Source organism: Streptomyces sp. NPDC048462 (genome assembly GCF_043200175.1).
Taxonomy (GTDB): Bacteria; Actinomycetota; Actinomycetes; order Streptomycetales; family Streptomycetaceae; genus Streptomyces.
On record NZ_JBICXG010000032.1, the window covers coordinates 20,655 to 46,747 of the forward strand.

Consider the following 26,093-nt stretch of genomic DNA (forward strand, 5'->3'; position numbering starts at 1 on the left):
ACGGTTGAATGCCCGGAACGCGTAAGCAAGTTGGAGCAACCGGGGCGCGGACCGTCACCCTCAGTTTCGCCGGTTTCAACCGGGCCTGGGCGGCGTGGATCGCGGACCGGCTGGAGCGGCGCGGGGTGACGGTCGTCCAGCAGCGCTGGGACCCGCCGGTCGAGGTCCCGCTGGAGGACGCCCTGCGCGACCTGATGCTCTCCCGCGGCCGGATCCTGGTCCTGCTCAGCGACTGGTACTTCCAGGTCGGACCCCGCGGCCACGAGGAGTGGAACCGTGCCCTGCGCGAGGTCGTCGCCCCCGACCCGGACCGCTTCGCCGCCGCGTCCGTCACCACCTCGGCCCTGCCCGGCGCCACCTCCGTCTTCGGCGCCGCGGACCTGACGAACGTCGGCGCGGACGAGGCCGAGCGCCGGCTGCTCGTACGGCTGGGGCTGCCCACCGACCCGCTGCCCGAGGACGCCGAGGCGCGGCCCGGCCCGCGCTACCCGGCCGACACCCCCGAGGTGTGGGGCGGCGTGCCACGCCGCAACACCCGCTTCACCGGCCGCGAGGAACTGCTCAGCAAGGCCTACACGGCCCTCCAGGACGCCGGCGCCGGTGCGGGGGTCGTCACCCTGCACGGCATGTCGGGTGTGGGCAAGACGCAGCTGGCCGCCGAGTACGTCTACCGCTTCGGCTCCGAGTACGACGTGGTGTGGTGGGTGCCCGCCGACCGGCGCGCCCTCTACCGCCAGAAGCTCGCCGAACTCGCCCCGGAACTGGGCCTGTCCACCGGCGCCGAATACGGTGAACGGCTGCGCGCGGTACGCGACTCGCTGCGCCGCGGCGACCCGCACTCGCACTGGCTGCTGGTCCTGGACGGCGCGGACGAGCCCGAACAGATCTGGGACCTGGTGCCCACCGGCCCCGGCCATGTCCTGATCACCTCCCGCAACCCCGAGTGGGGCGAGCACAACAGCAACCTCGTCGAGGTACCGGTCTACGCCCGCGACGAATCGATCGCCTTCATCCTGCGCCGGGCCCCCCGCCTCACCCGCCCCGAGGCCGACCAGCTCGCCGAGGCGCTGGAGGACCTCCCGCTGCTGCTCGACCAGACCGCCGGCTGGCTGAACGACTCCGACATGTCGGTCGAGGAGTACATCGAGCTGCTCGGCGGCGGCATCGACCAGGACGTCGTCAAGGTCTCCGCCGACTTCCCGCTCGCCTTCCAGACCGCCTGGTCGATACTGCTGAACAAGCTCCGGGACACCGTCCCCGAGTCCGTCGACCTGCTGCGCCTGTGCAGCTTCTTCGCCCCCGGCTCCATCCCCGTACGGCTGCTCAAGGAAATGCCACCGGGCGAACTGCCCGAGCAGCTGTCCGGCCTGATGAACGACCCGCTGCTGTGGAACAAGGCGATCAGCCAGCTGCGCCAGTACTCCGTGGTCCGCCTGGAGTCGCACGAGTCGGTCATCGACGAGACGTCCTCCGGCGAGTCGGTCTACCTGCACCGCATGGTCCACCAGATCGTCCGCAAGGACATGCCGGAGCGCGACCGCGAGGAATTCATCGACGTGGTCCGCCGCGCCCTCGCCTCCGCGGACCCGGGCCGCCCCACCGACACCCGGCTGTGGCCCGCGTACGCCGAGATCGCCCCGCACCTGAAGTGGGCCGACGTGCTGCGCAGCACCGACCCCGCGGTGCACTCCCTGGTGCTCAACTGCCTGCGTTACATGTACCTCTCCGGCGAGTACCGGGCCGGCATCAAGCTGGGCTCCCGCGCCATGAAGGCCTGGGGCGAGCTGCTGGGCGAGAACCACCCCCGCGTCTGGGACCTCAGCTACAACTACGCCAACCTGCTGCGCGCGGTCGGTGACTACGCCGGTACCGAGGTGATCGAACGGGCCGCCGTCGACCACCTGCGCGCCGAGCGCGGCGCCGACGACCTGGAACACCTGCGCGCGGCCGGCGGTCTCGCGGCCGACCTGCGCGGCCTCGGGCAGTACGACGAGGCGCACGAGATGTCCGGCTGGATCCTGGCCTCGTACCGCGAACTGCTGGGCGACCAGGACTCGCGCACGCTCAGCGCGCAGAACAACCTCGGCACGTCCCTGCGCCTGCTCGGGCGGTACGAGGAGTCGCTGGAACTCAACCGGCGAACCCTGGAATCGCGCCGCCAGCTGCTGCGCCCGCGCCACAGCTGGACCCTCTACTCCGAGATCCACTACGCCACCGACCTCCGGCTGCTCGGGCGGTACACCGAGGCGGAGTCGATCCAGGGCCAGAGCGTTCGCGTGCACCGGCTCGTGATGGGCCAGGACAACCCGCAGACCCTGACCGCCGAGCACAACCTCGCGCTCTGCCAGTACCGCTCGGGCGAGCGGAACAAGGCGGCGGCGCTGTTCAGCCGGGTGCTGGAGCGGGGTGAGCGGGTGCTCGGTGAGGCCGCCCCGCTCACCATGATGTTCGCTGCCAGTCAGAGCTTCTTCGCCCGCGAGCACGCCGACATCGACCAGGCTCGCGCCATAAGCGAGAAGGTCGTCGAGGGCTACGTGGACATGCTGGGCGACCAGCACCCCTATGTGGCGGGCACCCGCGCCAACCACGCCCTGATCCTGCGCAGCGTCGGGGAGCGGGACCACGCCTACCACCTCCTGGAGGAGGCGCTCGTGGACATGGGCCGGGCGGTGGGCGAGAACCACCCCTGGACACTGGGCTGCGCGGTCAACGCCGCCGCTCTCCGTAATCTCGTCGGCGACCCCGAGTCCGCGGCAGCGCTGACGGACTCGGTCATCGCCCGTGCCACCGAGGTGCTCGGCAGGACCCACCCGCTGACCCTGACCGCCCGCATCGCCCACGCGGCCGATCTGCGCGCACTGCGCGAGCGGCAGCGGGCGGAGAAGGTCGAGTCGGAGGCGCTCGACGATCTGGTGACCACCCTGGGCGCGCAGCACGTCCACACCGTCTCGGCGCGCTCCCGCAACCGGCCGTTCTGGGACTTCGAGCCGCAGATCATCTGATCAGCCGGTCCGAACCCCAGCGGTGCATGAGGGTACGTCAGTAACCTTGCTGCATAGGCTGGTTGGTGATCCAGGGGGCGCGTATGGCTGTCGTTGTGGGTTCGGTGGCACCGGGGGAGGACGGCCCGATACCCGTTGTGGTGGACGCCGAGGCGTACACCGCGACCGGGGCGGCCGCCACTGACGTGGACTCCCTGTACGGCAGCGAGGAGACCCGGGACGCCGCGGCGGCGGCCAGGCGCGCGCTGGGGACGGCCGGTGATCTGTACGGGGACGGCCTCGACCTCGCCCGCCGGTGCGCCTCCCAGGCCATGCGCAGGCTCGGTGACCTGGGGCAGGGGCTGCGGCCCGACGAGATCGAGCTGCAGGTCGGCATCACCTTCGAAGCGGGGATGGCCGCCGTGGTGAAGGCAGGCGCCGAGGCGCAGATCCAGGTCACCTTCCGCTGGCAGCCGGGACGCGAGGAGCGCGCCACGGCCACGGTGACGCCCTCATGAGCGAGCCGGCGCGGGCGGTCCCGATCCTGCCGTACAGCCGCGTCGTCGGGCAGGACGAGCTCAAGCTCGCGCTGGAGCTGAACTTCGTCGCCCCGGGAATCGGCGGCGTCCTCATCGCGGGACAGCGCGGCACGGCCAAGTCCACCGTCGTACGCGCCTTCGCGCTGATGACCGGCGGCCGGCTGCCCGTCACCCTGCCGATCAACGCGACCGACGACCGGGTGCTCGGCGGCTGGGAGCTGGACGCGCTGATGCGCGGCGAGGCCAGGAGACAGGCCGGACTGCTCGAAGAGGCGCACGTAAAAGGTCTGTTGTACGTCGACGAGGTCAACCTGCTGGACGACCACATCGTCAACATCATCCTGGACGTGGTCTCCACGGGGGTGCTGTCCGTCCAGCGCGAGGGCATCGACACCGAGACCCACGTCTCCTTCGGGCTCGTCGGCACCATGAACCCGGAGGAGGGCAGCCTGCGCGCCCAGCTGCTCGACCGGTTCGGACTGATGGTCACGGCGGCCGAGCTCGACATCGAGCAGCGGCACCGGATGATCACCACCGTGCTCACCTTCGAGGAAGAACTCGAAACGGACGGCTCGGCCTGGCTGCTGGCCGCGCACGAGGAGAACGGGCGGCTGCGCGAACAACTGCTGGCCGCCCGCGACCGGCTCACCGAGGTCCGCCTGGAGGACGACATCAGCAGGCTCTGCGCCGAGGCGGCCGCCCGGTCCGGCGCCGTCGGGCAACGCGGCGACCTCCTGGTGGCCAAGGCCGCCCGCGCGCTGGCGGCCTTGGAGGGCGCGGGGCGGGTGGAGCCCCGGCACGTGCACCGGGTGCTGCCGCTCGCACTGCGCCACCGCAGGCCCGAATCCGCCCACGGCGCGGAGTTCGCCTGGGGGCCCGACGAGTACGGCGCCCTCGCCGGTCTGTTCGGCTGACCGCGTGTCCGGCCGGCCGCAGAACCAGGACCCGGAGGAGCGTGACGACGCCGCGCACCGGCTGCTGACCGCGCTCGTCTGTTCCGCCCTGGAGCCGGCCCTGACCGGTGTGCTGCTCTTCGACCTGCCGCCCGAGCAGGTCCCGGCCGTGGCCCGGGTGTTCGCCGAGGTGCTCGGCCCGGCCTGCGGCCGGCCGTCGGGGGCCGTGCCCCGCACGACGCTCGACGCCGCGACCGCCGACGAGGACCTGTGGTCGCGGCCCCTGGTGCGGCGGGGCGCGGGCGGCATCGAATTCGCTCTGGGGCCCGGACCCCTGGCCGAGACGGGGGACGTCCCGCCGCTCGTCGTCGTGCCCGACCTGGCCCGGCTGAGCGTTCCGGGGATGCGGGCCGCCGTCCAGCTCCTCGGCGCGGACACCGCCACCCTCGAACACTCCGGCATCCGGCGCCGGTGGACGCCCCGCGCCCGGTGGCTGGCCTTCTGCCGTGCCGAGGACGCCGCACACATCTCGCCGCACCTCCTGGACCGCTTCGCCGTCCGCCTCGGCGTCCCCGGCCTGCGGTTGCGGCCGGGCCCCGACCTCCTCGGCCCACTGCCCGCCGCCTGGGCCGCCGCGCTGCGCCCGCGCACGCCGCGACAGCCCGCCACGTTCGCGGACGGGTTCGCCTCGTCGGTGCTGGAGCACCTGGACGACCGGGAGGGCCCCGGCCACCGCAGAGCCCTCGCGCTGGGCCGCATCGCGCGCGCCCTGGCCCGCCTGGACGCTGAGCCGGAGCCGCAGCCGGAGCAGGAGGAGCCGCCCGGTGCTCCCGCCCACGGCACCCCGGCCCCTGAGGCGACCGATCCCGTCCACGTCACCCCCGCCCACGTGGACCGGGCCGCCCGGCTGATCCGTCTGCGCACCGGCCGCCGCCCGCCGGCACCGCCACCGGCCGCCGCCCCCGCCCCCGAGCCGCCACGGGCTCCAAGGCCCGGCCCGGACCGCACGCTTCCGGACCACCCGGCCGGACCCGAACCACCGCCTGGGACCGGCCCGTTCGTGCGGGAGCCGGAGGCCGCGGTCTCCCTCGGTCCGGCCCCGGCCCCGGCCCCGGTCCGGGGCGAGGCGCCCGGCCCCCTCTCCCCGTACCCGGAGGACGGCGCGGGGCCGGGGTCCGACGGAGCGACGCTGCGGATACCGGCCCGCCGGACGGCGGGCACCCGGGCCTCGCGGGGTGCCGTCGTCGGGGTGCGGCGCGCCCGCGACCTGTGGGACCTCGCCCCGGTCCGTACCGCGATGGAGGCCGCCAAGTACCGGGCGATACGCGGCGGCCAGGGGGCGCTGGTGATCCTCCCGCAGGACCTGCGCGGCTATGTCCGGGCACCCGAACCCGTCCGGATGCTCACCCTCGTCCTCGACCACACCTGCCGGGGGGACTGGGACTGGCACCCGGCGCTCGAACCGTTCCTGCAGTGGGCCTACGTCACCCGGGCCGCCGTCCACGTCGTGGAGGTCGGCGCCCGGGGAGCGGCCAACGAACTGCGGGCCGGCTCGTTCTCCGCCCGGTCCACCCGGGACCCGAGGATCGCCGCCGCACTCGCCCGGCCGGCCGGCCGCGCCACCCCGCTCGCGCACGGTCTCGACCAGGCCGGCAGCGCCCTGCGCCGGGCCTTTCGGCACCATCGCGCCGGACTCGTCGAGGCGCTGCTCGTGGTCGTGACCGACGGGCGGGGCAACGTGCCGCTGACCGAGGGCCGTACCGGACGCCGGGAGCGCGGCCCGGCCGGGCGCACCGGGACGACGGACGCGATGCGGGCAGCCGAACGGATCGGCGCCCTGGGCGGCACCCGGCTGCACAGTGTGGTCATCGACCCCGGGCGGCGGCCGTACACCGCACTGCCCGCCGAACTCGCCGACGCGCTCGGCGCCGACGTCATCGCGGCGCGGGAGGACGACGAGGGGGCCGGCCGTGCGTGATGACCCCCGCAACGTGATCCGGCGCCTGGGCCGGCTGGCCGGACAGGCGCTGCCCGCCCCACGGGCCGTCGTGCCGGCCAGGGCGCGTACCGCCGAACCGCTGGGGCTCGGCGCGGTGGCCGTCGACGCCCGGCAGGCACCCGACACCCAGTACGCCCGGGTGCGGGTGCGGCGCCGGCACTCCTCGCCCGGACTGCCCCAGGCGTACGGCTTCGAGGCCTGGTGCCCCGGCGTCGCGCCGCTCCCGTACACCTCGGGCGACGGCCAGCGGCGCCCGGCGGCGATCAGCCTCGGCAACGCCCGGCCCGGCGGCGAGCCGCCGTCCGAACTGCTCCGTTCCATCCGCCGCTGGTCGGGCAACCAGGGCCCGCTGACCGGCTGGATCAACCGGTGCCGGCAGGTCCACGGCGACAGCCTGCAGCTCGTGATACTCGACCAGACCGGCTTCGACCTGCCCTGGGAGGCGCTCGCCCTGCCACCGGAGCCGGCGGCGGGACTCTCCGGCGGAATGCTCGGGACGCTCGTCGACCTGGCGCGCTGGTTCGACGCGGTCCGGGGCGGCGACGACTTCCCGACCGCCGTCGCGGCCCCGGCCGGTGCCGTCCTCGGCTACTTCCACCCGGACATGCGCTCCGACCGGGAGGCCTTCCGCGGCTACGAGCACCGGCCGCATTCCGGCATCGTGTCCTTCCTGAGGAGCCTGGACGAACACACCGCCGACCCCACAGGACTGGTCTACATGGGCTGCCACGGAACCTTCGACCAGGAGCTCAGCAAACTCACCCTGGCCGACGTGACCTGGGCGGAGTACCACGACCACGGCATGCGCCTGCTCGGCCGGGACGGTTCGCTGGTCTGCCTCAACGCCTGCCACTCCGGCCGGTTCCTGGACCACGACGGGGACGGCAGACAGTATCTGCGGGGCTTCACGGAGGTCTTCCTCGGCAACGGGGCGGGCGGCTGCATCGTCACCGCGGGGAAGGTCGGTGACGCCGAGGCCCGTGAGCTGATCCGCCGCCTCGTCGAGACGGTGACGGCCGACCCGGACCGGCCGGTGGCACGGGCCCTGCGGGCCTTCCGGACCGGGGCGTACGAGAGGTTTCTCGCGGAGGGCGGGGTTCCGCTGATGGTCCGGGACGACGGCACGTTCGACGAGCGGGGGCAGCGCAACGCCCTGCGGCTGCTGTACAGCCTGATGTTCCAGTACTACGGGCACCCGCTCAGCACCCTGCACCTCACCGGCCGGTACGCGGACGACGGCCCGCACACGGGCGGGGGCCGGGAGTGAACGGTGACGAGTGGCCGCTGCTGATCGAGCCCGTCGTGGGCTGGCTGCCCGAGGTCGGACCCGGCGTGGTCCAGTGCGTCGGCGTCGATCTGCGCGGCCCGCTGAACGCCCGCGACGAGGAGGACAGCGAGGCCTGGCCGTACGAGGAGGAGGAGGAGCTGGCCTTCAGCGTCTCCCTGGACGGCGCCCCGCACTTCGTCTGCGAGGTGCTCGACGACCCGGGACTCGTACTGCACCGCTTCGGCGGTACGTACGGCCCGGCCAGATTCCTCGTCACCGCCGGCACCGCGACCGGGCCCGCGGTGCTGAGGCTGACCATCTCCAACCAGTGGGGCGCCCCGGTCCGCAGGGCCGAACTGCCCTGCCGCATCACGGAGTCCGCCGATCCGCACGGGAGGCCGGGCGACCGGTGGCTGCCTGGGCCCGGGGGCTCCGGGGCGCCCCTGAGCGCCGCACCGCCCGCCGGGGCGCTCCCCAGGGTGACCGCGTCCCGGCCGGACACCGCCGCCCCGCTCGCCCCACAACCCCCCGCGCCCGGTACCGACATCACCCTCAGCTACGCCGACTCCGACCGGGCCTGGGCGGCATGGACCGCCGACCGGCTGGAGCGGCGCGGGGTGACGGTCCGCCGGCAGTGCCGGGATGCCCGGGCGGGCGATTCACCGGCGGACACGCTGCGCGGGCTGGCCCGCTCCGGCGGCCGGGTCCTGCTCCTGCTCAGCCCCCGGTACGTCCAGCTCGCCGGCCACGGGCGCGCGGAGTGGGACCGGGCCCTGCGCGAGGTCGTCGGGCCCCGGCGGGAGCGGTTCGCGGCGATCTGGTTCACCCACACCGCCCCGCTGGGCGGCGCGGTCTCCCTGCTGGACCCGCTGGAGCTGCACGGCGTCGGCGAGCAGGACGCCGAGCGCCGGCTGCTCGTGCGCCTCGGCCTCCCCACCGGCCCGCTGCCCGGCGACGTCGCCGCCAGACCGGGCCCGCACCACCCGGCCCACACCCCCGAGGTGTGGGGCGGGGTGCCGCGCCGCAACACCCGCTTCACCGGCCGTGAGGAACTGCTCGCCGGCATCGGCGAGGCCTTCCACACGGGAGGACCCGGCGGGGCCACCGTCACCCTGAGCGGGATGCCGGGGGTCGGCAAGACACAGCTGGCCGCCGAGTACGTCCACCGGTTCGCCTTCGAGTACGACGTGGTGTGGTGGGTGCCGGCCGACCGGCGGACCCCGATCCGCCAGAAGCTCGCCGAACTCGCCCCCGAACTCGGCCTGCCCACCGGCCCGGAGTACGGGGAGCGGTTGCGCGCCGTGCACGAGTCGCTGCGGCGCGGCGAACCGTACGAGCGGTGGCTGGTCGTGCTGGACGGCGCCGACGAACCGGAACAGATCCGGGACCTGGTACCCGCCGGCACGGGACACGTACTGATCACCTCCCGCAGCACCGGCGAGGGGCAGGGGCGGGACGCACCGGTCGAGGTACCCGCCTACCGGCGCGAGGAGTCGCTCTCCTTCATCCGGCGCCGAGCTCCCCGGCTGACCAGCGCGGAGGCGGACCGGCTGGCCGGGGCACTGGAGGACCTGCCGCTGCTGCTCGACCAGACCGCCGGCTGGCTCACCGATTCCGGCCTGCCGGTCGAGGAGTACCTCGAACTCCTGGAACACCCCCGGCAGCAGGACGTCGTCAAGGTCTCGGTCGACTACCCGCTCGCCTTCCGCACCGGCTGGTCGGTCCAGCTGGCCCAGCTCCGCGAGAGCGCCCCGGAATCCTACGAACTGCTGCGACTCTGCGCCTTCTTCGCGCCGGGCTCCATCCCCGTACGCCTGCTGGACGGTGCCGCCCTGCCCGGTCCGCCGGCGGACGACGCCGGGCGCGCGCGTGCGGTGCGTCATCTGGTGGACCGCTCCGCCGTGCGTCTGGAGGCCGACCCGGACCCGCTCGCCGCCGTGGACGGCGAGGCGCTCCAGATTCACCGCATGGTCCACCAGTTCGTCCGAGGCGGCATCGCCGCGAGCGACCGCCCCGTCTACCGGGAAGCCGCCCGGCGCGCCCTCGCCGCCGCCGACCCCGGCGACCCCGCCGACATCGGCCACTGGCCCGCCTACGCCGCACTCACCCCCCACCTCAAATGGGCCGAGGTCCTGGAGAGCGAGGACCCGCCGGTGCAGCGGCTGGTCCTCAACTGCCTTCGCTACATGTACCTTTCGGGCGAGTACGGCAGCGGCGTCCGGTTCGCCGCCCCCGCGATGGAGTCCTGGCAGACGCTGCTGGGCCCGGCCCACCCCCGGATCTGGGACCTGCGCCACCACTACGCAAACCTGCTGCGGGCCCTCGGCGACTACCGCACCAGCGAGGCCGTGGAGCGCACCACCGCCGAGTACCTGGCGGCCGAGCGCGGCGAACTGGACCCGGACCACCTGCGGGCCGCCGGCGGGCTCGCCGCGGATCTGCGGGGCCTGGGCCGCTACCGGGAGGCGCTGGAACTGTCCGCCTCGATCAGGGACCGCGACCGGGAGCTGCTGGGGCCGGACGACCCCCGGACCCTCAACGCGGAGAACAACCTCGCCGTGTCGCTGCGCCTGCTCGGCCAGTACCGACAGGCCCTGGAGGCGGACCAGTACACCCTGGAGCGGCGGCGGGCCGTGCTGCCGCCGCAGGCATCCGCCACGCTGTACTCGGAGATCAACCTCGCCATGGACCTGCGACTGCTGGGCCGGCACCGGGAGGCGGAGGTCGCGCTGCGGGAGACGGCCGGACGCCATCTGCGCCGGATGGGCGGCAACAATCCGCAGACGCTGCGCGCCCAGTACCACCTGACGCTCTGCCAGTACGCCCTGGAGGGTGCCGGCTCCGCCCTTCCGGCGCTCGCCGCGATCAGGGACAGCTCGCTGCGCCTGCTGGGCGAGCACGACCCCCTCACCCTGCTGATCAGCACGGCCGCCGCCGGCGCGGAACGGGAGGCGGGCGATCCGCAACGGGCGCTGCGGCTGCACGAACAGGTGGTGGAGGGCTACCGGCGGATGCTGGGCGACCGGCATCCGTACACCATCGGAGTCGAGGGCAACCTGGGGCTGATGCGGTGGGCCCTGGGGGACCGGGACCACGGCCACGACGAGATCGAGCGGGCCCGTACCCGGATGTCCTGGGCCGTCGGCGAGAACCACCCGTGGACGATCGGCTGCGCGCTCAACGCGGTGCTCATGCGGGCCCGGACGGGGCGGCCCGGTGCCGCCGTCGAGCTGGGACGGGCCACCTGCGAGCGGTCGAATGCCGAACTTGGCAGTCGCCACCCACTGTCCGTGGGCTGCTATGCGGCGATCGCGACCGTCCCGACTGACGCCGACCCGGACTTCTGGCCCTTCGAACCGCTCATCATCTGAACCCGGCGGCCCGACGCAACGCCGGGGGCCCGGCACCGCGACGGTCTCGCGGTACCGGGCCCCCGGTTCGTACTGTGCCGGTCAGGCCTCGAAGACCTCGTCCAGCAGCTGGGTCTGCTCGGCCTGGTGACGCTTGGCCGAGCCGACCGCGGGGGAGGAGCCGCGCGGCCGCGAGATGCGGCGCAGGCGCTCACCGTGCGGGACGTCGGCGCCGACGGCCAGATCCAGGTGGTCGATCAGGTTCAGGGCGATGAACGGCCATGCGCCCTGGTTGGCCGGCTCCTCCTGGGTCCACAGGTACTTCTCGGCGTTCGGGTACTTGGCGATCTCGGCCTGGAGCTCGGCACCCGGCAGCGGGTACAGGCGCTCGAGGCGGATGATCGCGGTGTCCGTCACGCCACGCTTCTCGCGCTCGGCTTCCAGGTCGTAGTAGACCTTGCCGGCGCAGAAGACGACCTTGCGGACCGCGTTCGGGTCGACCGACTCGTCGCCGATCACCGGACGGAAGCCACCGGTGGTGAACTCCTCCGCCTTCGACGCGGCCGCCTTCAGCCGGAGCATCGACTTCGGGGTGAAGACGATCAGCGGCTTGTGGTGCGGGTTGTGGACCTGCCACCGCAGGAGGTGGAAGTAGTTCGACGGCAGCGTCGGCATGGCGACCGTCATGTTGTCCTGCGCGCACATCTGGAGGAAGCGCTCCGGGCGGGCGGACGAGTGGTCCGGGCCCTGGCCCTCGTAGCCGTGCGGCAGCAGCAGCGTGACGCCGGAGGTCTGGCCCCACTTCTGCTCGGCCGAGGAGATGAACTCGTCCACGACGGTCTGCGCGCCGTTGACGAAGTCACCGAACTGGGCCTCCCAGATGACCAGCGACTCCGGGCGGGCCAGCGAGTAGCCGTACTCGAAGCCCATCGCCGCGTACTCGCTGAGCAGCGAGTCGTAGACGTTGTAACGGGCCTGGTCCTCGGAGAGGTAGAGCAGCGGGGTGTAGTCCTCGCCGGTCTTCTGGTCGACGAGCACCGCGTGCCGCTGGCCGAAGGTGCCGCGGCGGGTGTCCTGGCCGGCGAGCCGGACCGGGGTGCCCTCCATCAGCAGCGAACCGATGGCGAGCGTCTCGCCCATGCCCCAGTCGATGGTGCCGTTGTCCACCGAGGCGGCCCGGCGCTGCATCTGCGGCATCAGGCGCGGGTGGACGGTGACCGAGTCGGGGATGTTGACCTGCGACTCGGCGATCAGCTTCACGACCTCCGAGGAGACCGCGGTGGTCACGGCCACCGGGAACTCGGCCTGGACGTCCGGGACGTGCGGCTGGGACGGCGCGGAGGTGGCCTCGCGGACCTCCGCGAAGACCTTCTCCAGCTGGCCCTGGAAGTCCTGGAGCGCCTGCTCGGCCTCCTCCAGCGTGATGTCGCCGCGACCGATGAGGGACTCGGTGTAGAGCTTGCGCACCGAGCGCTTCTTGTCGATCAGCGTGTACATCTGCGGGTTGGTGAACTCCGGGTTGTCGCCCTCGTTGTGACCGCGGCGGCGGTAGCAGATGAGGTCGATGACGACGTCCTTGTTGAACGTCTGCCGGTACTCGAAGGCGAGCCGCGCGACGCGGACCACGGCCTCCGGGTCGTCGCCGTTGACGTGGATGATCGGCGCCTCGATCATGCGCGCGACGTCCGTCGCGTACATCGAGGAGCGCGAGGACTCCGGGGCGGCGGTGAAGCCGACCTGGTTGTTGATCACCACGTGCACGGTGCCGCCGGTGCGGTAGCCGCGCAGCTGCGACATGTTGAGCGTCTCGGCGACGACGCCCTGGCCCGCGAAGGCCGCGTCGCCGTGGAGCGCGACGGGCAGGACGGTGAAGTCCGTGCCGCCCTTGTTGATGATGTCCTGCTTGGCGCGGGCGATGCCCTCCAGGACCGGGTCGACCGCCTCCAGGTGCGAGGGGTTGGCGGCCAGCGAGACCTTGATCTGCTCGCCGTCCAGACCGGTGAAGGTGCCCTCGGCGCCCAGGTGGTACTTCACGTCACCGGAGCCGTGCATCGACCGGGGGTCGAGGTTGCCCTCGAACTCACGGAAGATCTGCGCGTACGACTTGCCGACGATGTTCGCCAGGACGTTCAGCCGGCCGCGGTGGGCCATGCCGATGACGACCTCGTCGAGGCGCGCCTCGGCCGCGGAGTCGATGACCGCGTCGAGCAGCGGGATGACGGACTCGCCGCCCTCCAGCGAGAACCGCTTCTGGCCGACGTACTTGGTCTGCAGGAACGTCTCGAACGCCTCGGCGGCGTTGAGGCGGCGCAGGATCCGCAGCTGCTCCTCGCGCTCCGGCGCGGGGCGCGGACGCTCCACCCGGTCCTGGAGCCACTTGCGCTCCTTCGGGTCCTGGATGTGCATGAACTCGATGCCGGTGGTGCGGCAGTACGACTCACGCAGCACACCGAGGATGTCGCGGAGCTTCATCAGGGTCTGCCCGGCGAAGCCGCCGACGGCGAAGTCCCGCTCCAGGTCCCACAGGGTGAGGCCGTGCTCGGTGATGTCCAGGTCGGGGTGCTTGCGCTGGCGGTACTCCAGCGGGTCGGTGTCGGCCATGACGTGGCCGCGGACCCGGTAGGAGTGGATCAGCTCGAAGACCCGCGCGGCCTTGGTGACGTCGTCGTCGTGCGAGGCGTCGATGTCCTTGAGCCAGCGGACCGGCTCGTAGGGGATGCGCAGCGCCTTGAAGATCTCGTCGTAGAAGTCGTTCTCGCCGAGCAGCAGCTGGGACAGGATCCGCAGGAACTCGCCGGAGGCGGCGCCCTGGATGACCCGGTGGTCGTACGTCGAGGTCAGGGTCATGACCTTCGAGATGCCCAGCTTGTTCAGGGTGTCCTGCGAGGTGCCCTGGAACTCGGCCGGGTAGTCCATCGCGCCGACACCCATGATGAGGCCCTGTCCGGGCATCAGGCGGGGCACCGAGTGGACGGTGCCGATGCCGCCGGGGTTGGTCAGCGAGGCGGTGACTCCGGAGAAGTCGTCCATGCCGAGCTTGCCGTTGCGGGCCCGGCGGACGATGTCCTCGTAGGCCTGCCAGAACTCGAAGAAGTTGAGCGTCTCGGCCTTCTTGATGGCCGCGACGACCAGCTGGCGGTCGCCGTTCGGCTTCACCAGGTCGATGGCCAGGCCGAGGTTGACGTGCTCCGGCTTGACCAGGGTCGGCTTGCCGTCTTTGGTGGCGAAGGAGTAGTTCATCGCCGGCATGGCCTTGAGGGCCTGCACCATCGCGTACCCGATGAGGTGCGTGAAGGAGATCTTCCCGCCCCGGGCGCGCTTGAGGTGGTTGTTGATGACGATGCGGTTGTCGAAGAGCAGCTTCACCGGGACGGCGCGCACGGACGTGGCCGTCGGCAGCTCCAGCGAGGCGTTCATGTTCTTCGCGACCGCGGCGGAGGGGCCGCGCAGCGTCACGTACTCCGGCCCGGCAGGGGCCTCGGCGGCCGGTTCGGCGGCGGCCTTGGCGGCCGGGGCCGGAGCGGCCTTGGCCGGAGCCGGAGCCGGAGCCGGAGCCGCCTTCGCCGGAGCGGCCGGAGCCGCCGGAGCGGCAGGCGCGGGCGCCGGGGCAGCGGGTGCTGCCGGGGCCGGGGCGGCCTGGGCAGCGGGCTGCGCCGGAGCGGCCGGGGCGGTGTGGTCGGTGGCGGTCGGCGCGGTCACGGCCGGAGCCGTGGGCGCCGCAGCCCCCGCGGCTGCGGCGCCGGGAACGGGCTTGTCCGCCGTGCCGGACGTACCCGGCTTGTAGTCGGCGAAGAAGTCCCACCAGGCGCGATCGACCGAATTGGGATCCTGGAGGTACTGCTGGTAGATCTCGTCGACGAGCCACTCATTGGGGCCGAACGCAGCAGCCGGGTTCGAACCCGGGCTGGCTTGGTCGGTCGAGATGCTCGAGTTACTGGGGGACTGAGACGACACGGCGGCAACCGCCCTCTTCCGCTTCACAAGGTGGTGGACAGCGGAAATCAAGGCTACGCCTCCCGGACCGTTCCATGCGGACCGGGCCGGTCTTCGTCGTGCAAGTCACATCGAAAGTCGGGTTTCGGCGCAGGAAATGGCGGGAAACAAGCTTGGTTCCGCATTGCTCCGGGTACGCGAGACCGCTGTTACGGCCCCTTGGACCGTACCCCTTGAACAGAACACGCAGAACGTGCCCTTCCGGTTCGAACCCTATGTCAACCTCGCGGTTGATGAATCCCCGGAAGAGTGACGCGGATGCGGCATCCGCGAGCCGATTCGGCCACACCGATCCGTCCGCCGTGCAGATCCACCGCCCAGCGGGCGATCGCCAGACCCAGCCCCGTACCGCCGTCGCTGCCCGGCCCGTGCGGGGACGTCACGTCGCCACGGTTGAAACGCTCGAAGACCCGGTGCCGCTCGGACTCCGGAATACCGGGGCCCTCGTCCACGACCTCCAGGTGCAGCGACTCGGGCTGGGCGCCGCGCCGGGCGCGCACCGTGACCCGGCCGTGCGGGGGGCTGTGCTTCACCGCGTTGTCGATCAGGTTCGCCACCACCTGGTGCAGCCGCTCGGCGTCCGCGTGCGCGGTCAGCTCGGGCGGGGACACGTCCAGATGCAGGTGGACGTCCTTACGGGTGGAGTTCCCGGAGCCCGAGGACAGCCGGCGGTGCCCGGCGGCCAGGTTCGCCTCCTTCAGCACCCCCGACAGATACGGCCACACCTCGAAACGGCGGGCCTTCAGCGTGACGACGCCGTTGTCCAGCCGCGACAGGTCCAGCAGCGTCTCCACCAGCCTGCCGAGCCGCTCGGTCTGTTTGAGGGCGGTGCGCATCGTCTCCGGATCGGGCGAGGACACCCCGTCCACGACGTTCTCCAGCACGGCTCTCAGTGCCGCGATGGGGGTGCGCAGCTCATGTGAGACATTCGCCACCAGCTCCTTGCGGTGCCGGTCCACGGCCGCCAGGTCGTCCGCCATCAGGTTGATCGTCTGGGCCAGATCGCCCAGCTCGTCACGCCGGTCGGCGCCGCTCACCCGTCTGGTGTAGTCGCCGTGCGAGATCGACCGGGCCACGGCCCGCATCTCGTCCAGCGGCGCGGTCAGGCCGTGCGCCACGAACTGGGTGATCAGCAGGGTCGCGATGACCGAGAACACCGTGATGAACCGCAGCTCGGTGCGCGTACGCAGGGCCACCATCAGCAGCCCGGTCGTGATGAAGACCGAGACCACGACGAGCGTGCCCAGCTTGGCCTTGATCGAGAACGGCCGCAGCCCCGGTCCGGGCGCGGTCATGGTGCCGGGGTCTCCAGGGCGTAGCCGACGCCGTGCACGGTACGGATGCGCTCCGCGCCGATCTTCCGGCGCAGCGCCTTGATGTGGCTGTCGACGGTCCGGGTGCCCGAGGCGTCCGCCCAGTCCCAGACCTCGGCCAGCAGCTGCTCCCGGGAGAGCACCGCACGCGGGGTGTTGGCCAGGCAGACCAGCAGGTCGAACTCGGTCGGCGTCAGGTGGACGTCGTCCGCCCGCACCCGCACCCGGCGCTGCGCGTGGTCGATCTCCAGCTCGCCGAGGCGCAGTATGCCGCTGCGCGGCGTCACGGCGGCCAGCGCGGCCCGCTCGACGCGGCGCAGCAGTACGTGCACCCGGGCCGCCAGCTCACGCATGGAGAACGGCTTGGTCATGTAGTCGTCGGCGCCGACCCCGAGGCCGACGAGCATGTCGGTCTCGTCGTCCCGGGCGGTCAGCATCAGGACCGGCACCGGGCGCTGGGCCTGCACGCGGCGGCAGACCTCCAGCCCGTCGAAGCCGGGCAGCATGATGTCGAGCACCATCAGATCCGGCTGCCAGGCCTCGGCCGCGTCGACGGCCGCGGGGCCGTCGAGCGCGGTCTGCACCAGGAAGCCCTCGGCCCGCAGCCGGGCGGAAATGGCGTCGACGATCGTCGCGTCGTCCTCGACCACCAGCACGCGGCGCTGAGCGCCCGGGGTGGCCGCGACACCGTTGTGGGTGGTGTGTGTCTGTTCCATCGCCCCGCCCCTGCCCGTTCTCGCGGGGGCCATTCCCCCGGACGCACGGTTATCGCTTGTGAATTTCGCGGGAGATCCCGTTATCGGTCAGCAGCGTAAAGGCAGCGGACGGTTTTCGGCTACGCAGGGTGCAAGGGCATGAGGGCGTACCGGCCATGCGAAGGAGGCGGAGTGTCGCTCTTGTGGCGCTTGGCCCCCGGGCGTCCCAGGGGCCCGGATACCCGGCGGGGGGTCTCAGTCGGTGCGAATTGCGAGATGGACCACGTCGGGCACACCTCGGGCAACCCCTACCTCTTCGGTCCGAACCCCCTGGAACCCGGCATCGCGCAGGGCCGCCTCGAACTCCGCGGACGGCTGCGCGGACCACACCGCGAGTACTCCGCCGGAGGTGAGGCAGCGAAGGCAGTCGGCCAGCCCGGCGGGGGAGTAGAGGTTGCCGTTGTCCTCGGTGACGGTCCAGTCCGGCCCGTTGTCGATGTCCAGACACAGTGCGTCGTAACGTTCCGTAGTGGTACGGAGGTGGGCTACGAGATCGGCGGTCAGGATCGCGGTCCGCGGATCGGCCAGCGCCTCCCCCGAGATCCCGGCCAGCGGCCCGCCCAGGTGCCAGTCCACGATGGCCGGCTCCCGCTCCACCACCGCGATCCGCCCCCACCGCGGCTCCTCGGCGGCCCGTACGAGCGAGAACCCGACGCCGAGTCCGCCGATGAGCACCGCCGGGGCGGTCCGGCCGGCGGGCAGCGCGGCGAGCGCGGCGTCGATCAGCAGCCGCTCGGAGCGCCCGTCCGAGGTGTCCATCAGGAAGCACCCGTTGGCGATGATCTCGAAGTCGTCGCCCCGCCTGCGCAGGACGGCCTCCCCGTACGGCCCCTCGCGGCGGTCGAGGGTGACGGGGGCGAGGGCGTCGGGGCCGTAGGCGTGGTGCATGGCGGGGGTCTCCGGTGGGTTGGTCGACGGGTGGGTCACCGCCGGTCGGTATCGCGTACATACTCGCCCGCCCGGGAGCCGCCGGGCCAGCGGATTGCCCGTTCGGGCGGCGGCCGGCGCCCTCCTGCCGAGGCCCGTCCGGGTCAGGGGCGCGGGGTCTTCTCGCCGTGCACCGCGACGTGCTCGGCCGCCAGCCACGGGGCCAGGTCGTCGACGAGCACCGACAGGACGGCCGGGTCGGCGGTCGGGGTGCGGCCCGTGCGGGCGGCGAGCCGCATCTGTTCCGCCCGTGCGGGCACGTGGGGGTAGTAACGGGCGAAGAGTTCGGCGCACTCGGTCAGATCGCTGGTCCAGCCGCCCCACCTCGGCATCACCAGCGTGAAGCCCGTCCGCACGATCCGGCGGGCGACGCCTCGGTTCATGGCGCGGCGTTCGGTGTCCGTCATGGCCCCGGCCGCCCGTTCGTGCCAGCGCGGCAGCAGCAGGCACAGGTCGCCGTTGGTCTCCCGGGCGAGCAGCGAGGTCGGGCGGTAGCGCGGCAGCAGTTCGGCGAGGTCGGCGCCGAGCAGCGGGGTGCACAGGCAGGAGATGAAGAAGCCCATGTCGTGGCGTTCGAGCTCGCTGAGCAGGGTGTCCCTGCCGGACAGCAGGATGCCGACGCCGTCGATCTCGTCGAACGACGCGTCGAGCCCGGCTTCGAGGGCGTCGGCGTCGGCCCGGTCCGCCCTGGTGGGTCCGGCGCGCAGGGAGAGCTGGATGTCCAGATCGGAGACGCCGGGGACGGCGGTGCCGCGCGGGATGCTGCCGTAGATGTACGCGCTGTCCAGCCGGTCGGGGCCGAACACCTCGGAGATCCGGGCACGGGCCGCCGCCACGACCGGTGCGAACCGCTCCGGCACGCGGTTCAGCGATCCCTCCCGGGCGATCGTGCCGTCCGGTTCCAGCCCTCTGTCCTCGTTCATACGGGCACTCTGCCCTGCCGGTGGGCCCGCGCCGAACCCATTTACCGTCGTCAGGGGCTTGCCGGGCGCTCTCCGGCGGGCTCCCGCGGTGTCCCCGGCGGCGCGGTGAACGTGACGTCCGCGGTCCGGGCGGTGACCTCCGCGTCGGCGCTGATCGCCCACGCCGCGACCCGGGACACCACGGCGGCCGGGACCGCGGCGCTGATGCCGGGGGCGGCCGGGATGTCCTGCGTCGCGTGGGCGTCGTACGGCAGGACGACCCGGTAGCCCAGGGCCAGGGCGGTGCGGGCGGTGGCCTGGACGCACATCTCCGACATCACCCCGCACACGACGAGCGACTCGGCCCCCGCGCCGGCCAGCAGCTCTCCCAGGCCGGTGTCCGCGAAGCCGTCGTCCCTCGTCTTGCGGATCACCGCCTCCGCAGGGCCGTCCCCGACGGGAAGGTGCAGCTCCCAGCCCGGGGTGTGCGGCTCGTCGCCCGAGCCGGGGGCGCCGTCGTTCTGTAGGTGGACGACCAGCGCACCGGCGTCGCGGGCGCCGGCGATCAGGTCCGCGACCCGCTCCAGGAGTCCGGCCGCGCCGGGCACCGCCCGCTCGCCCGTCACCCCCGCCTTCTGGACGTCCACGACCAGCAGGGCCTGCGAGGGGGGAGCGAATTCGTTCATGGCGTCATCCTGTCCGGCGTGGCCCGCGCCTTCCATGGGATTTCACGGGATTTCGCGAGCGCCTCCCGGTGTTGCACGAAGAGCACACGGAGGCAGTCGTCCCCTGGTCACCCGCTGATCGCTCACAGCGAACACCTCCCGGGGAACATTGAAAGGCTCAGGAGCATTGAGTCTGCATAGCTCAACTTGACTGCCGAAGGGGAGATCATGGCTACTGAGTCCAATGCGGTCACACCGCTCACCCTGCCTGTGCTGCCGCTCGACGACGAGGTCGTGCTGCCCGGAATGGTGGTACCTCTGGACCTGTCCGACACCGACGTACGCGCCGCCGTGGAGTCCGCGCAGTCCGTCGCCCGCGAGGACGGCGGCAAGCCCGAGGTGCTGCTCGTCCCGCGCATCGACGGCACCTACACCGGCATCGGTGTCATCGGCACCGTCGAACAGGTCGGACGGCTCTCCGACGGGGACCTCGGCGCGCTGATCCGAGGGCGCGGCCGGGTACGGATCGGCGCCGGGACCAACGGACCGGGCTCCGCGCTCTGGGTGGAGGGCACCCGGGTCGACGCTTCGGCCCCCGACCCCCTTCCCGGGGCCGCCGCCGAGCTGGCCAAGGAGTACAAGGCGCTCGCCACCAGCTGGCTGAAGCAGCGCGGTGCCTGGCAGGTCGTGGACCGGGTCCAGCAGATCGAGGACATCTCCACGCTCGCCGACAACTCCGGATACTCCCCCTTCCTGACCACCGCCCAGAAGGTGCGGCTGCTGGAGACCGCCGACCCGGTCGCCAGGCTGAAGCTCGCCATCCAGTGGCTCGGTGAACACCTCGCGGAACAGGACGTCGCGGAGTCCATCGCCAAGGACGTCCAGGAGGGCGTCGACAAGCAGCAGCGCGAGTTCCTGCTGCGGCGCCAGCTCGACGCCGTGCGCAAGGAACTCTCCGAACTGAACGGCGACTCCGGCTCCGGCGACGAGTCCGACGACTACCGGGCCCGCGTCGAGGCCGCCGACCTTCCCGAGCACGTCCGCGAGGCCGCGCTCAAGGAGGTCGACAAGCTGGAGCGCTCCTCCGACCAGAGCCCCGAGGGCTCCTGGATCAGGACCTGGCTCGACACCGTCCTCGAACTCCCGTGGACCGAGCGGACCGAGGACGCCTACGACATCCGCGGCGCCCAGGAGATCCTCGACGCCGAACACGCGGGTCTCCAGGACGTGAAGGAGCGCATCACCGAGTACCTCGCGGTGCGCAAGCGGCGCGCGGACCGAGGTCTGGGCGTCGTCGGCGGGCGGCGCGGCGGTGCCGTACTGGCTCTGGTGGGCCCGCCCGGCGTGGGCAAGACCTCGCTGGGGGAGTCCGTGGCACACGCCATGGGCCGCAAGTTCGTCCGCGTCGCGCTCGGCGGTGTCCGGGACGAGGCGGAGATCCGGGGCCACCGGCGCACCTACGTCGGCGCGCTCCCCGGGCGCATCGTCCGCGCCATCAAGGAGGCCGGTTCGATGAACCCGGTCGTCCTGCTCGACGAGATCGACAAGGTCGGCTCCGACTACCGGGGCGACCCGGCCGCCGCCCTGCTCGAAGTACTCGACCCGGCCCAGAACCACACCTTCCGCGACCACTACCTGGAGGTCGAACTCGACCTCAGCGACGTCGTCTTCCTGGCCACCGCGAACGTCCTGGAAGCCATCCCGGAGGCCCTGCTCGACCGGATGGAGCTGGTCAGGCTCGACGGCTACACCGAGGACGAGAAGGTCGTCATCGCCCGCGACCACCTGCTCCCGCGCCAGCTGGAACGGGCCGGTCTGGAGAAGGACGAGGTCACCCTCGACGAGTCGGCGCTGCGCAAGCTGGCCGGCGAGTACACCCGTGAGGCAGGGGTACGGAACCTGGAGCGGTCCGTGGCCCGGCTGCTGCGCAAGGTCGCGGCCCAGCACGAACTGGGCGACCGGGAGCTGCCGTTCACGGTGGCCGACGAGCACCTGCGCGCGCTCATCGGGCGGCCGCACCACGTCCCGGAGTCCGCGCAGGACCCGGCCGAGCGCCGCACCGCGGTGCCCGGTGTGGCCACCGGACTCGCGGTGACCGGGGCCGGCGGCGACGTCCTCTTCGTGGAGGCGTCCCTCGCCGACCCGGAGACCGGCGCCTCCGGACTGACCCTCACCGGCCAGCTCGGCGACGTCATGAAGGAGTCCGCGCAGATCGCGCTCAGCTTCCTGCGCTCGCACGGCGCGGAGCTGGAACTGCCGGTCGCGGACCTGAAGGACCGGGGCGTGCACATCCACTTCCCGGCGGGCGCCGTGCCCAAGGACGGCCCGAGCGCGGGCATCACCCTGACGACCGCCCTGGCCTCGCTGCTCTCCGGACGCCTCGTCCGCACCGATGTGGCGATGACCGGTGAGGTGTCGCTGACCGGACGGGTGCTGCCGATCGGCGGCCTGAAGCAGAAGCTGCTCGCCGCCCACCGCGCGGGCATCACCACCGTGGTGATCCCGCAGCGCAACGAGGCGGATCTGGACGACGTCCCCGCCGAGGTGCTGGACACCCTGGAGGTCCACCCGGTCACCGACGTCCGCCAGGTGCTGGAGATCGCGCTCGCCCCGGCGTCGGCTCCGGCGGAGCGCAGGATCCCGGCCGCCGCGTAGGCGCCGCGCAGTGACGGGCGCGGCACCACGGGCGCGGCCGGTACGGACGGCCCGTCCTCCCCTCGCGGGGAGGCGGGCCGTTTCGCGTGCCCGGGAGGCTCAGGGGCGGTAGATCGTGCCCGGCACCGGCTCGGCGGGCGCCATCAGCTGGGGGACCGTCACGAAGGTGTAGCCCTGCTTCTTCAGCGCGTCGATGATGCCGGGCACCGCGGGCACGGAGCCCTTGTAGATGTCGTGCAGCAGGATGATGCCGTCCTTGCTCGCCTGGTCCAGGATCCGCTTCTTGATCAGTGCGGAGTCCGTCGTCGAGTAGTCCTTGGCGGTGGCGCTCCACAGGATCTGGGAGAGCCCGAGGTCCTTGCTGATGTTGGAGACGGTGTCGTCCGTGCGGCCCTGCGGCGGGCGCATCAGCCTCGGCTTCTTGCCGGTGATCGCCGCTATCGCGTCCTGCGTCTTCTCCAGCTCGGCCCGTATCTCGGCGGGCTTCTTGTCCGTCAGGATCTCGTGCGACCAGGTGTGGTTGGCCACCTCGTGACCCTCGGCCTCGATCCGGCGGACGGTGTCGGGGTGCTTCTTCACGTGGTTCTTGCCCAGCAGGAAGAAGGTCGCGTGGACCTTCTCCTTCTTGAGTATGTCCAGCAGGTGGGGGGTGTCCTCGGCCGGGCCCGCGTCGAAGGTCAGGGCTATGCACTTGGCCTTGCGGCAGTCCACCGGGCCGAACGACCCCTTGGAGTCCGAGGCGGCGTCGGCGCGTGCGGAGCCGGGGGCGGTGGTCTCCATCGAGCAGCCGCTGAGCGTGAGGGTGAGGGCCGTCACAAGGGCGACGGCCAACCCCGTACCGATCGACTTCGTCCTACTGGGCAAGGCAGGTCACTCCCTCGTGGCTGAACGGCGCACACGGCGTGCGTCCGGACGGACTATACACACCGCGTATACATGGCGTGTATAGCGGGGCGTCCGCCTCCCTGTGAGAGGGAATGCCTGGTCAGGCGGGGCATCCGGGTCCGAGGCACGGTGGCGCGCGTTCGGTGAGCGGCGCGTCCTGGCCGTCACGTATCCCCGGGGCGGCGAAGGCGGCGCAGCCGCAGGAACCCGGCGACGGGGTGCGTCGCCGGGTTCTCGTGCGGGGAGGGTGCGCCGGGTGGAGACCGGCGCGTGGTGGCTCAGCCGTTGGCCAGCGCCTGTACGCGGTCGAGGGCGCCGTTGAAGTGGCTGTGGTCGCCGACGGTGGGGCCGGTCGAGGTGTACTGCCACATCGTGTAGAAGCCCCAGCCGGCCGGGAGCGCGCCGACCGTGGTGTTGTAACGGGCCACCCAGAGCGGGTTGGTGGTACCGAAGCCCGCGTTGTTGCCCGTGCAGGTCTGCCACCAGCTCGTCGCGGTGTAGATGACCGCGTCGCGTCCGGTGCGCGCCTTGTAGGTGTTCACGAAGTCGCGGATCCAGGAGACCATCGCGGCCGGGGACTTGCCGTAGCACTGGTCGCCGTACGGATTCCACTCGATGTCGAGGGCGCCCGGCAGCGTCCGGCCGTCCTTGGACCAGCCGCCGCCGTGGTCCACGAAGTAGTTGGCCTGGACGGCGCCGCTCGTCGTGTCCGGAGTGGCGAAGTGGTACGAGCCCCGGATCATGCCGACGTTGTACGAACCGTTGTACTGCTGGGTGAAGTCCTCGTTCGTGTAGTACGTGCCCTCGCTGGCCTTGACGTAGGCCCACTTGACGCCGCTGCTCCAGAGGGCGGCCCAGTTCACGGCGTTCTGGTGGCCGCTGACGTCCACGCCCTCGGTCTGGACGGCGCGGGTGTCGGCCGGCGGTCCGCCCCGGCCGTCGTGGGCGGCGACGCCCATGCCCATGGTGGCCGAGCCCCGGGCGGGCTTCGTGGGGTCGCCGGTGGCAGGGTTGCCCGCGGCGCCCGCGGCGCCCGGCAGGGTGATGAGGAGGGAGAGTGCTGCGAGCAGAGTTCCCGCGGCTGCGAAGCGCGAGCGGCGGGTGGTCATTGAGCCGGATCTGTGCACGGGCATTGCGTGCCTCCGAGGCCTCAGTGGGGGGATCTGCTGACTCAGGGACCGGCGGGCGCACCCCTGGTGACACGTCATGGTGTGAACATGCCATGCATGACGCTACGCACGTAGACCCGTGCGGCGGAAGAGGGCCAGGGCGGTGCCGTTGGTCTACTCCTGCGAAATACTGACGGAGCTGCGGCGATGACCAGCGGTGAAAGAAACTTTCAGCGGCAGGAAAGCTCATGAGGGGTGTTGACGTGCACGGGAGCGAAAGAGGGAGTGAACCCGGCGCAGCCGGGGCGAGTGGTGTGGACCACGAATTCCTTGCCCTGGAGCTGGAGTTGGCGGTGTTCCTGCGCCGGGCGCGGGCGAATTCGGGCGAGATGGCGCGTGAGGTCCACCCGGAGCTGGAGGCCGCCGCCTACGGACTCTTCGTGCGCCTGGAGTCGGCGGGGCGGCAGCGGGCCACGGACCTCGCCTCGTACTTCGGGGTCGGCAAGGCCACCATGAGCCGTCAACTGCGCGCCCTCGAGAACCTCGGACTGGTGGCGCGCGAGCCCGATCCGGCCGACGGCCGGGCCTTCCTCGTCCGCCTCACCGACGAGGGCCTCGACCGCTTCCGGCGCGTCCGCGACGCCCGCCGGGACCAGTACGTGCGCAAGTTCGCGGACTGGGACCGGGCGGAGGTCGCGGAACTGGCCCGGTTGCTGCATCACTTGAACGCCCGCGCGGAGGACTGAGAGCGGTACGTACCCGGCGCGGCGGGCGACCGGCCGCCTCACCTCTTACGGAAGCGCCCCGGGCCCGCTCACAGCTCCGCGTAGACCGCCGTCGCGTCGTCGTGCGTCTTGCTCCGCCGCAGCCGCGTACGGTCGGTGTCCGCGTCCTCCAGGGCCCGGACCCGGTCGATCAGCCCCTGGGGCCCCTCCTTGCGCAGCACCCCGAGGCAGGCCGTCCAGTCGCCCTCGCCGAACATCTCCGTCCAGCGGCTCGCGCCGTCCGTCATCGCGGCCACCGCCCGGACCTCGGCGCGGGGCGTACGCCCCGTCACCGCACGCTGCGCGACGGCCGGATCGGCTGCGGCGGTGAAGAAGCCGCCCTCCTTGTTCCGGACCTGCGCGTCGGCGATCGCGTCGGAGACGAGCGAGCCGGGCGGCAGCCGGTCGAGCCGGTCGTCCAGCAGGGCGCGCACGGCCCCGTCGGGTGATTCGAGGAGCAGCACGGAATCGGACAGGACCAGGTGTTCGATCCCGGTCGAGTCCCAACGCACCATGACGACGGTTGCCTGCGGTGTGCGTACGTGAGAAAGGTCACACAGGGAGCGGTGTGTGTCGGCGGTGCGCCGGATGGACTCCGCCAGGATCTCCCGGAGGGTCAGATCCCGCCGCGAACCCGACAGTTCGACCAGCGCGCCGCCGAGCCGTGCGGTGAACCACGGCACCGAGTGCACACAACCGTCCTCGCCCGGGGGCGGGGTGACCCCGTCGAGCAGGACGAGCCCTCCGCCCTGGCCGGCAGCGGGCAGCACGGTGGCCGCCCAGTCCTCGTTCGAGCGCCCGGGAATGCCGGCGGCGGTGGCGAGCTCCATACGCATCCGGTCAGTCTGCACGACGCCTTCACGAGGCGTGCACGGACCCGGGCCGACTCGTACTGCCAGGTCAGGCGGGCGGCTGGAGCGGAGGTAATCCCTCCGCCAAGTGTGCGGGCGGGCATCCTGCCAAAGCCTGCCCGGAAGTTCCAGCCCGGCGTCCAGGTGTGCCGCTGGGGCCCCGTGGGGAGAGTTGTTCGGCAACTCTTGATTGTTGTTCACTCGTTCGAGTGGCGGAGCGGTTGATGCGCGCCCCCCTCTCAAAA

The 26,093-nt window shown here is 72.2% G+C and carries 17 protein-coding genes; 8 read left to right on the forward strand and 9 right to left on the reverse strand.

Features of this window, described 5'->3' with window-relative positions; genetic code table 11:
- Positions 1–8: 8 nt before the first annotated feature.
- From fxsT (ACGFU6_RS34060) to fxsT (ACGFU6_RS34085), 6 genes are all read left to right on the forward strand, one after another.
- Positions 9–3,002 carry an FxSxx-COOH system tetratricopeptide repeat protein gene (gene fxsT / locus ACGFU6_RS34060; RefSeq protein WP_393616435.1) on the forward strand — a complete coding sequence of 998 codons (2,994 nt, stop codon included), beginning with the start codon at positions 9–11 and terminating at the stop codon, positions 3,000–3,002.
- Between the two features lie 83 nt (positions 3,003–3,085).
- A complete protein-coding gene (locus ACGFU6_RS34065) occupies positions 3,086–3,499 on the forward strand; it encodes a CU044_2847 family protein (RefSeq protein WP_393616436.1) in 414 nt (137 codons plus the stop codon).
- A complete protein-coding gene (locus ACGFU6_RS34070; protein WP_393616437.1) occupies positions 3,496–4,434 on the forward strand; it encodes an AAA family ATPase in 939 nt (312 codons plus the stop codon). The genes ACGFU6_RS34065 and ACGFU6_RS34070 overlap by 4 nt, the downstream gene beginning before the upstream one ends.
- A 4-nt stretch (positions 4,435–4,438) precedes the next feature.
- A complete protein-coding gene (locus ACGFU6_RS34075; protein WP_393616438.1) occupies positions 4,439–6,391 on the forward strand; it encodes a hypothetical protein in 1,953 nt (650 codons plus the stop codon).
- Positions 6,384–7,679 carry a CHAT domain-containing protein gene (locus ACGFU6_RS34080; protein ID WP_393616439.1) on the forward strand — a complete coding sequence of 432 codons (1,296 nt, stop codon included), beginning with the start codon at positions 6,384–6,386 and terminating at the stop codon, positions 7,677–7,679. The genes ACGFU6_RS34075 and ACGFU6_RS34080 overlap by 8 nt, the downstream gene beginning before the upstream one ends.
- Entirely contained in the window at positions 7,676–11,050 is a 3,375-nt protein-coding gene (gene fxsT, locus ACGFU6_RS34085) for an FxSxx-COOH system tetratricopeptide repeat protein (protein ID WP_393616440.1), read from the forward strand. Before ACGFU6_RS34080 ends, fxsT (ACGFU6_RS34085) begins: the two co-directional genes overlap by 4 nt.
- 81 nt (positions 11,051–11,131) lie before the next feature.
- On the opposite strand, the gene ACGFU6_RS34090 is transcribed toward fxsT (ACGFU6_RS34085), so the two are convergent.
- The 6 genes from ACGFU6_RS34090 to ACGFU6_RS34115 form a co-directional block, all read right to left on the reverse strand.
- A complete protein-coding gene (locus ACGFU6_RS34090) occupies positions 11,132–14,983 on the reverse strand; it encodes a multifunctional oxoglutarate decarboxylase/oxoglutarate dehydrogenase thiamine pyrophosphate-binding subunit/dihydrolipoyllysine-residue succinyltransferase subunit (RefSeq protein WP_393616441.1) in 3,852 nt (1,283 codons plus the stop codon).
- Positions 14,984–15,240: 257 nt separating this feature from the next.
- Positions 15,241–16,317 (reverse strand): ATP-binding protein, encoded by a 1,077-nt coding sequence (locus ACGFU6_RS34095; protein WP_393616442.1) that lies wholly within the window; start codon positions 16,315–16,317, stop codon positions 15,241–15,243.
- Entirely contained in the window at positions 16,314–17,051 is a 738-nt protein-coding gene (locus tag ACGFU6_RS34100; RefSeq protein WP_014154105.1) for a response regulator transcription factor, read from the reverse strand. Before ACGFU6_RS34100 ends, ACGFU6_RS34095 begins: the two co-directional genes overlap by 4 nt.
- A gap of 234 nt (positions 17,052–17,285) precedes the next feature.
- Positions 17,286–17,978, reverse strand: coding sequence for a spermidine synthase (locus tag ACGFU6_RS34105; protein ID WP_393616483.1), 693 nt, complete (start codon positions 17,976–17,978; stop codon positions 17,286–17,288).
- A gap of 143 nt (positions 17,979–18,121) precedes the next feature.
- On the reverse strand, positions 18,122–18,940 hold the full coding sequence (locus ACGFU6_RS34110) for a nucleotidyltransferase (RefSeq protein ID WP_393616443.1): 819 nt from the start codon (positions 18,938–18,940) through the stop codon (positions 18,122–18,124).
- Positions 18,941–18,990: 50 nt separating this feature from the next.
- Entirely contained in the window at positions 18,991–19,605 is a 615-nt protein-coding gene (locus ACGFU6_RS34115; RefSeq protein WP_393616444.1) for an isochorismatase family protein, read from the reverse strand.
- A gap of 207 nt (positions 19,606–19,812) precedes the next feature.
- On the opposite strand from ACGFU6_RS34115, the gene lon reads away from it, so the two are divergent.
- Positions 19,813–22,239 carry an endopeptidase La gene (gene lon / locus ACGFU6_RS34120; protein WP_393616445.1) on the forward strand — a complete coding sequence of 809 codons (2,427 nt, stop codon included), beginning with the start codon at positions 19,813–19,815 and terminating at the stop codon, positions 22,237–22,239.
- A gap of 99 nt (positions 22,240–22,338) precedes the next feature.
- On the opposite strand, the gene ACGFU6_RS34125 is transcribed toward lon, so the two are convergent.
- Together ACGFU6_RS34125 and ACGFU6_RS34130 are read right to left on the reverse strand one after the other, a co-directional pair.
- Entirely contained in the window at positions 22,339–23,019 is a 681-nt protein-coding gene (locus tag ACGFU6_RS34125) for a polysaccharide deacetylase family protein (protein WP_260255878.1), read from the reverse strand.
- A gap of 383 nt (positions 23,020–23,402) precedes the next feature.
- Positions 23,403–24,257 (reverse strand): lysozyme, encoded by an 855-nt coding sequence (locus ACGFU6_RS34130; RefSeq protein ID WP_393616446.1) that lies wholly within the window; start codon positions 24,255–24,257, stop codon positions 23,403–23,405.
- A gap of 224 nt (positions 24,258–24,481) precedes the next feature.
- Between ACGFU6_RS34130 and ACGFU6_RS34135 the strand changes: the two genes are divergently transcribed.
- Positions 24,482–24,979 (forward strand): MarR family winged helix-turn-helix transcriptional regulator, encoded by a 498-nt coding sequence (locus tag ACGFU6_RS34135; protein WP_393616447.1) that lies wholly within the window; start codon positions 24,482–24,484, stop codon positions 24,977–24,979.
- A gap of 68 nt (positions 24,980–25,047) precedes the next feature.
- On the opposite strand, the gene ACGFU6_RS34140 is transcribed toward ACGFU6_RS34135, so the two are convergent.
- Entirely contained in the window at positions 25,048–25,833 is a 786-nt protein-coding gene (locus ACGFU6_RS34140) for a hypothetical protein (RefSeq protein WP_393616448.1), read from the reverse strand.
- Positions 25,834–26,093 lie beyond the last annotated feature (260 nt).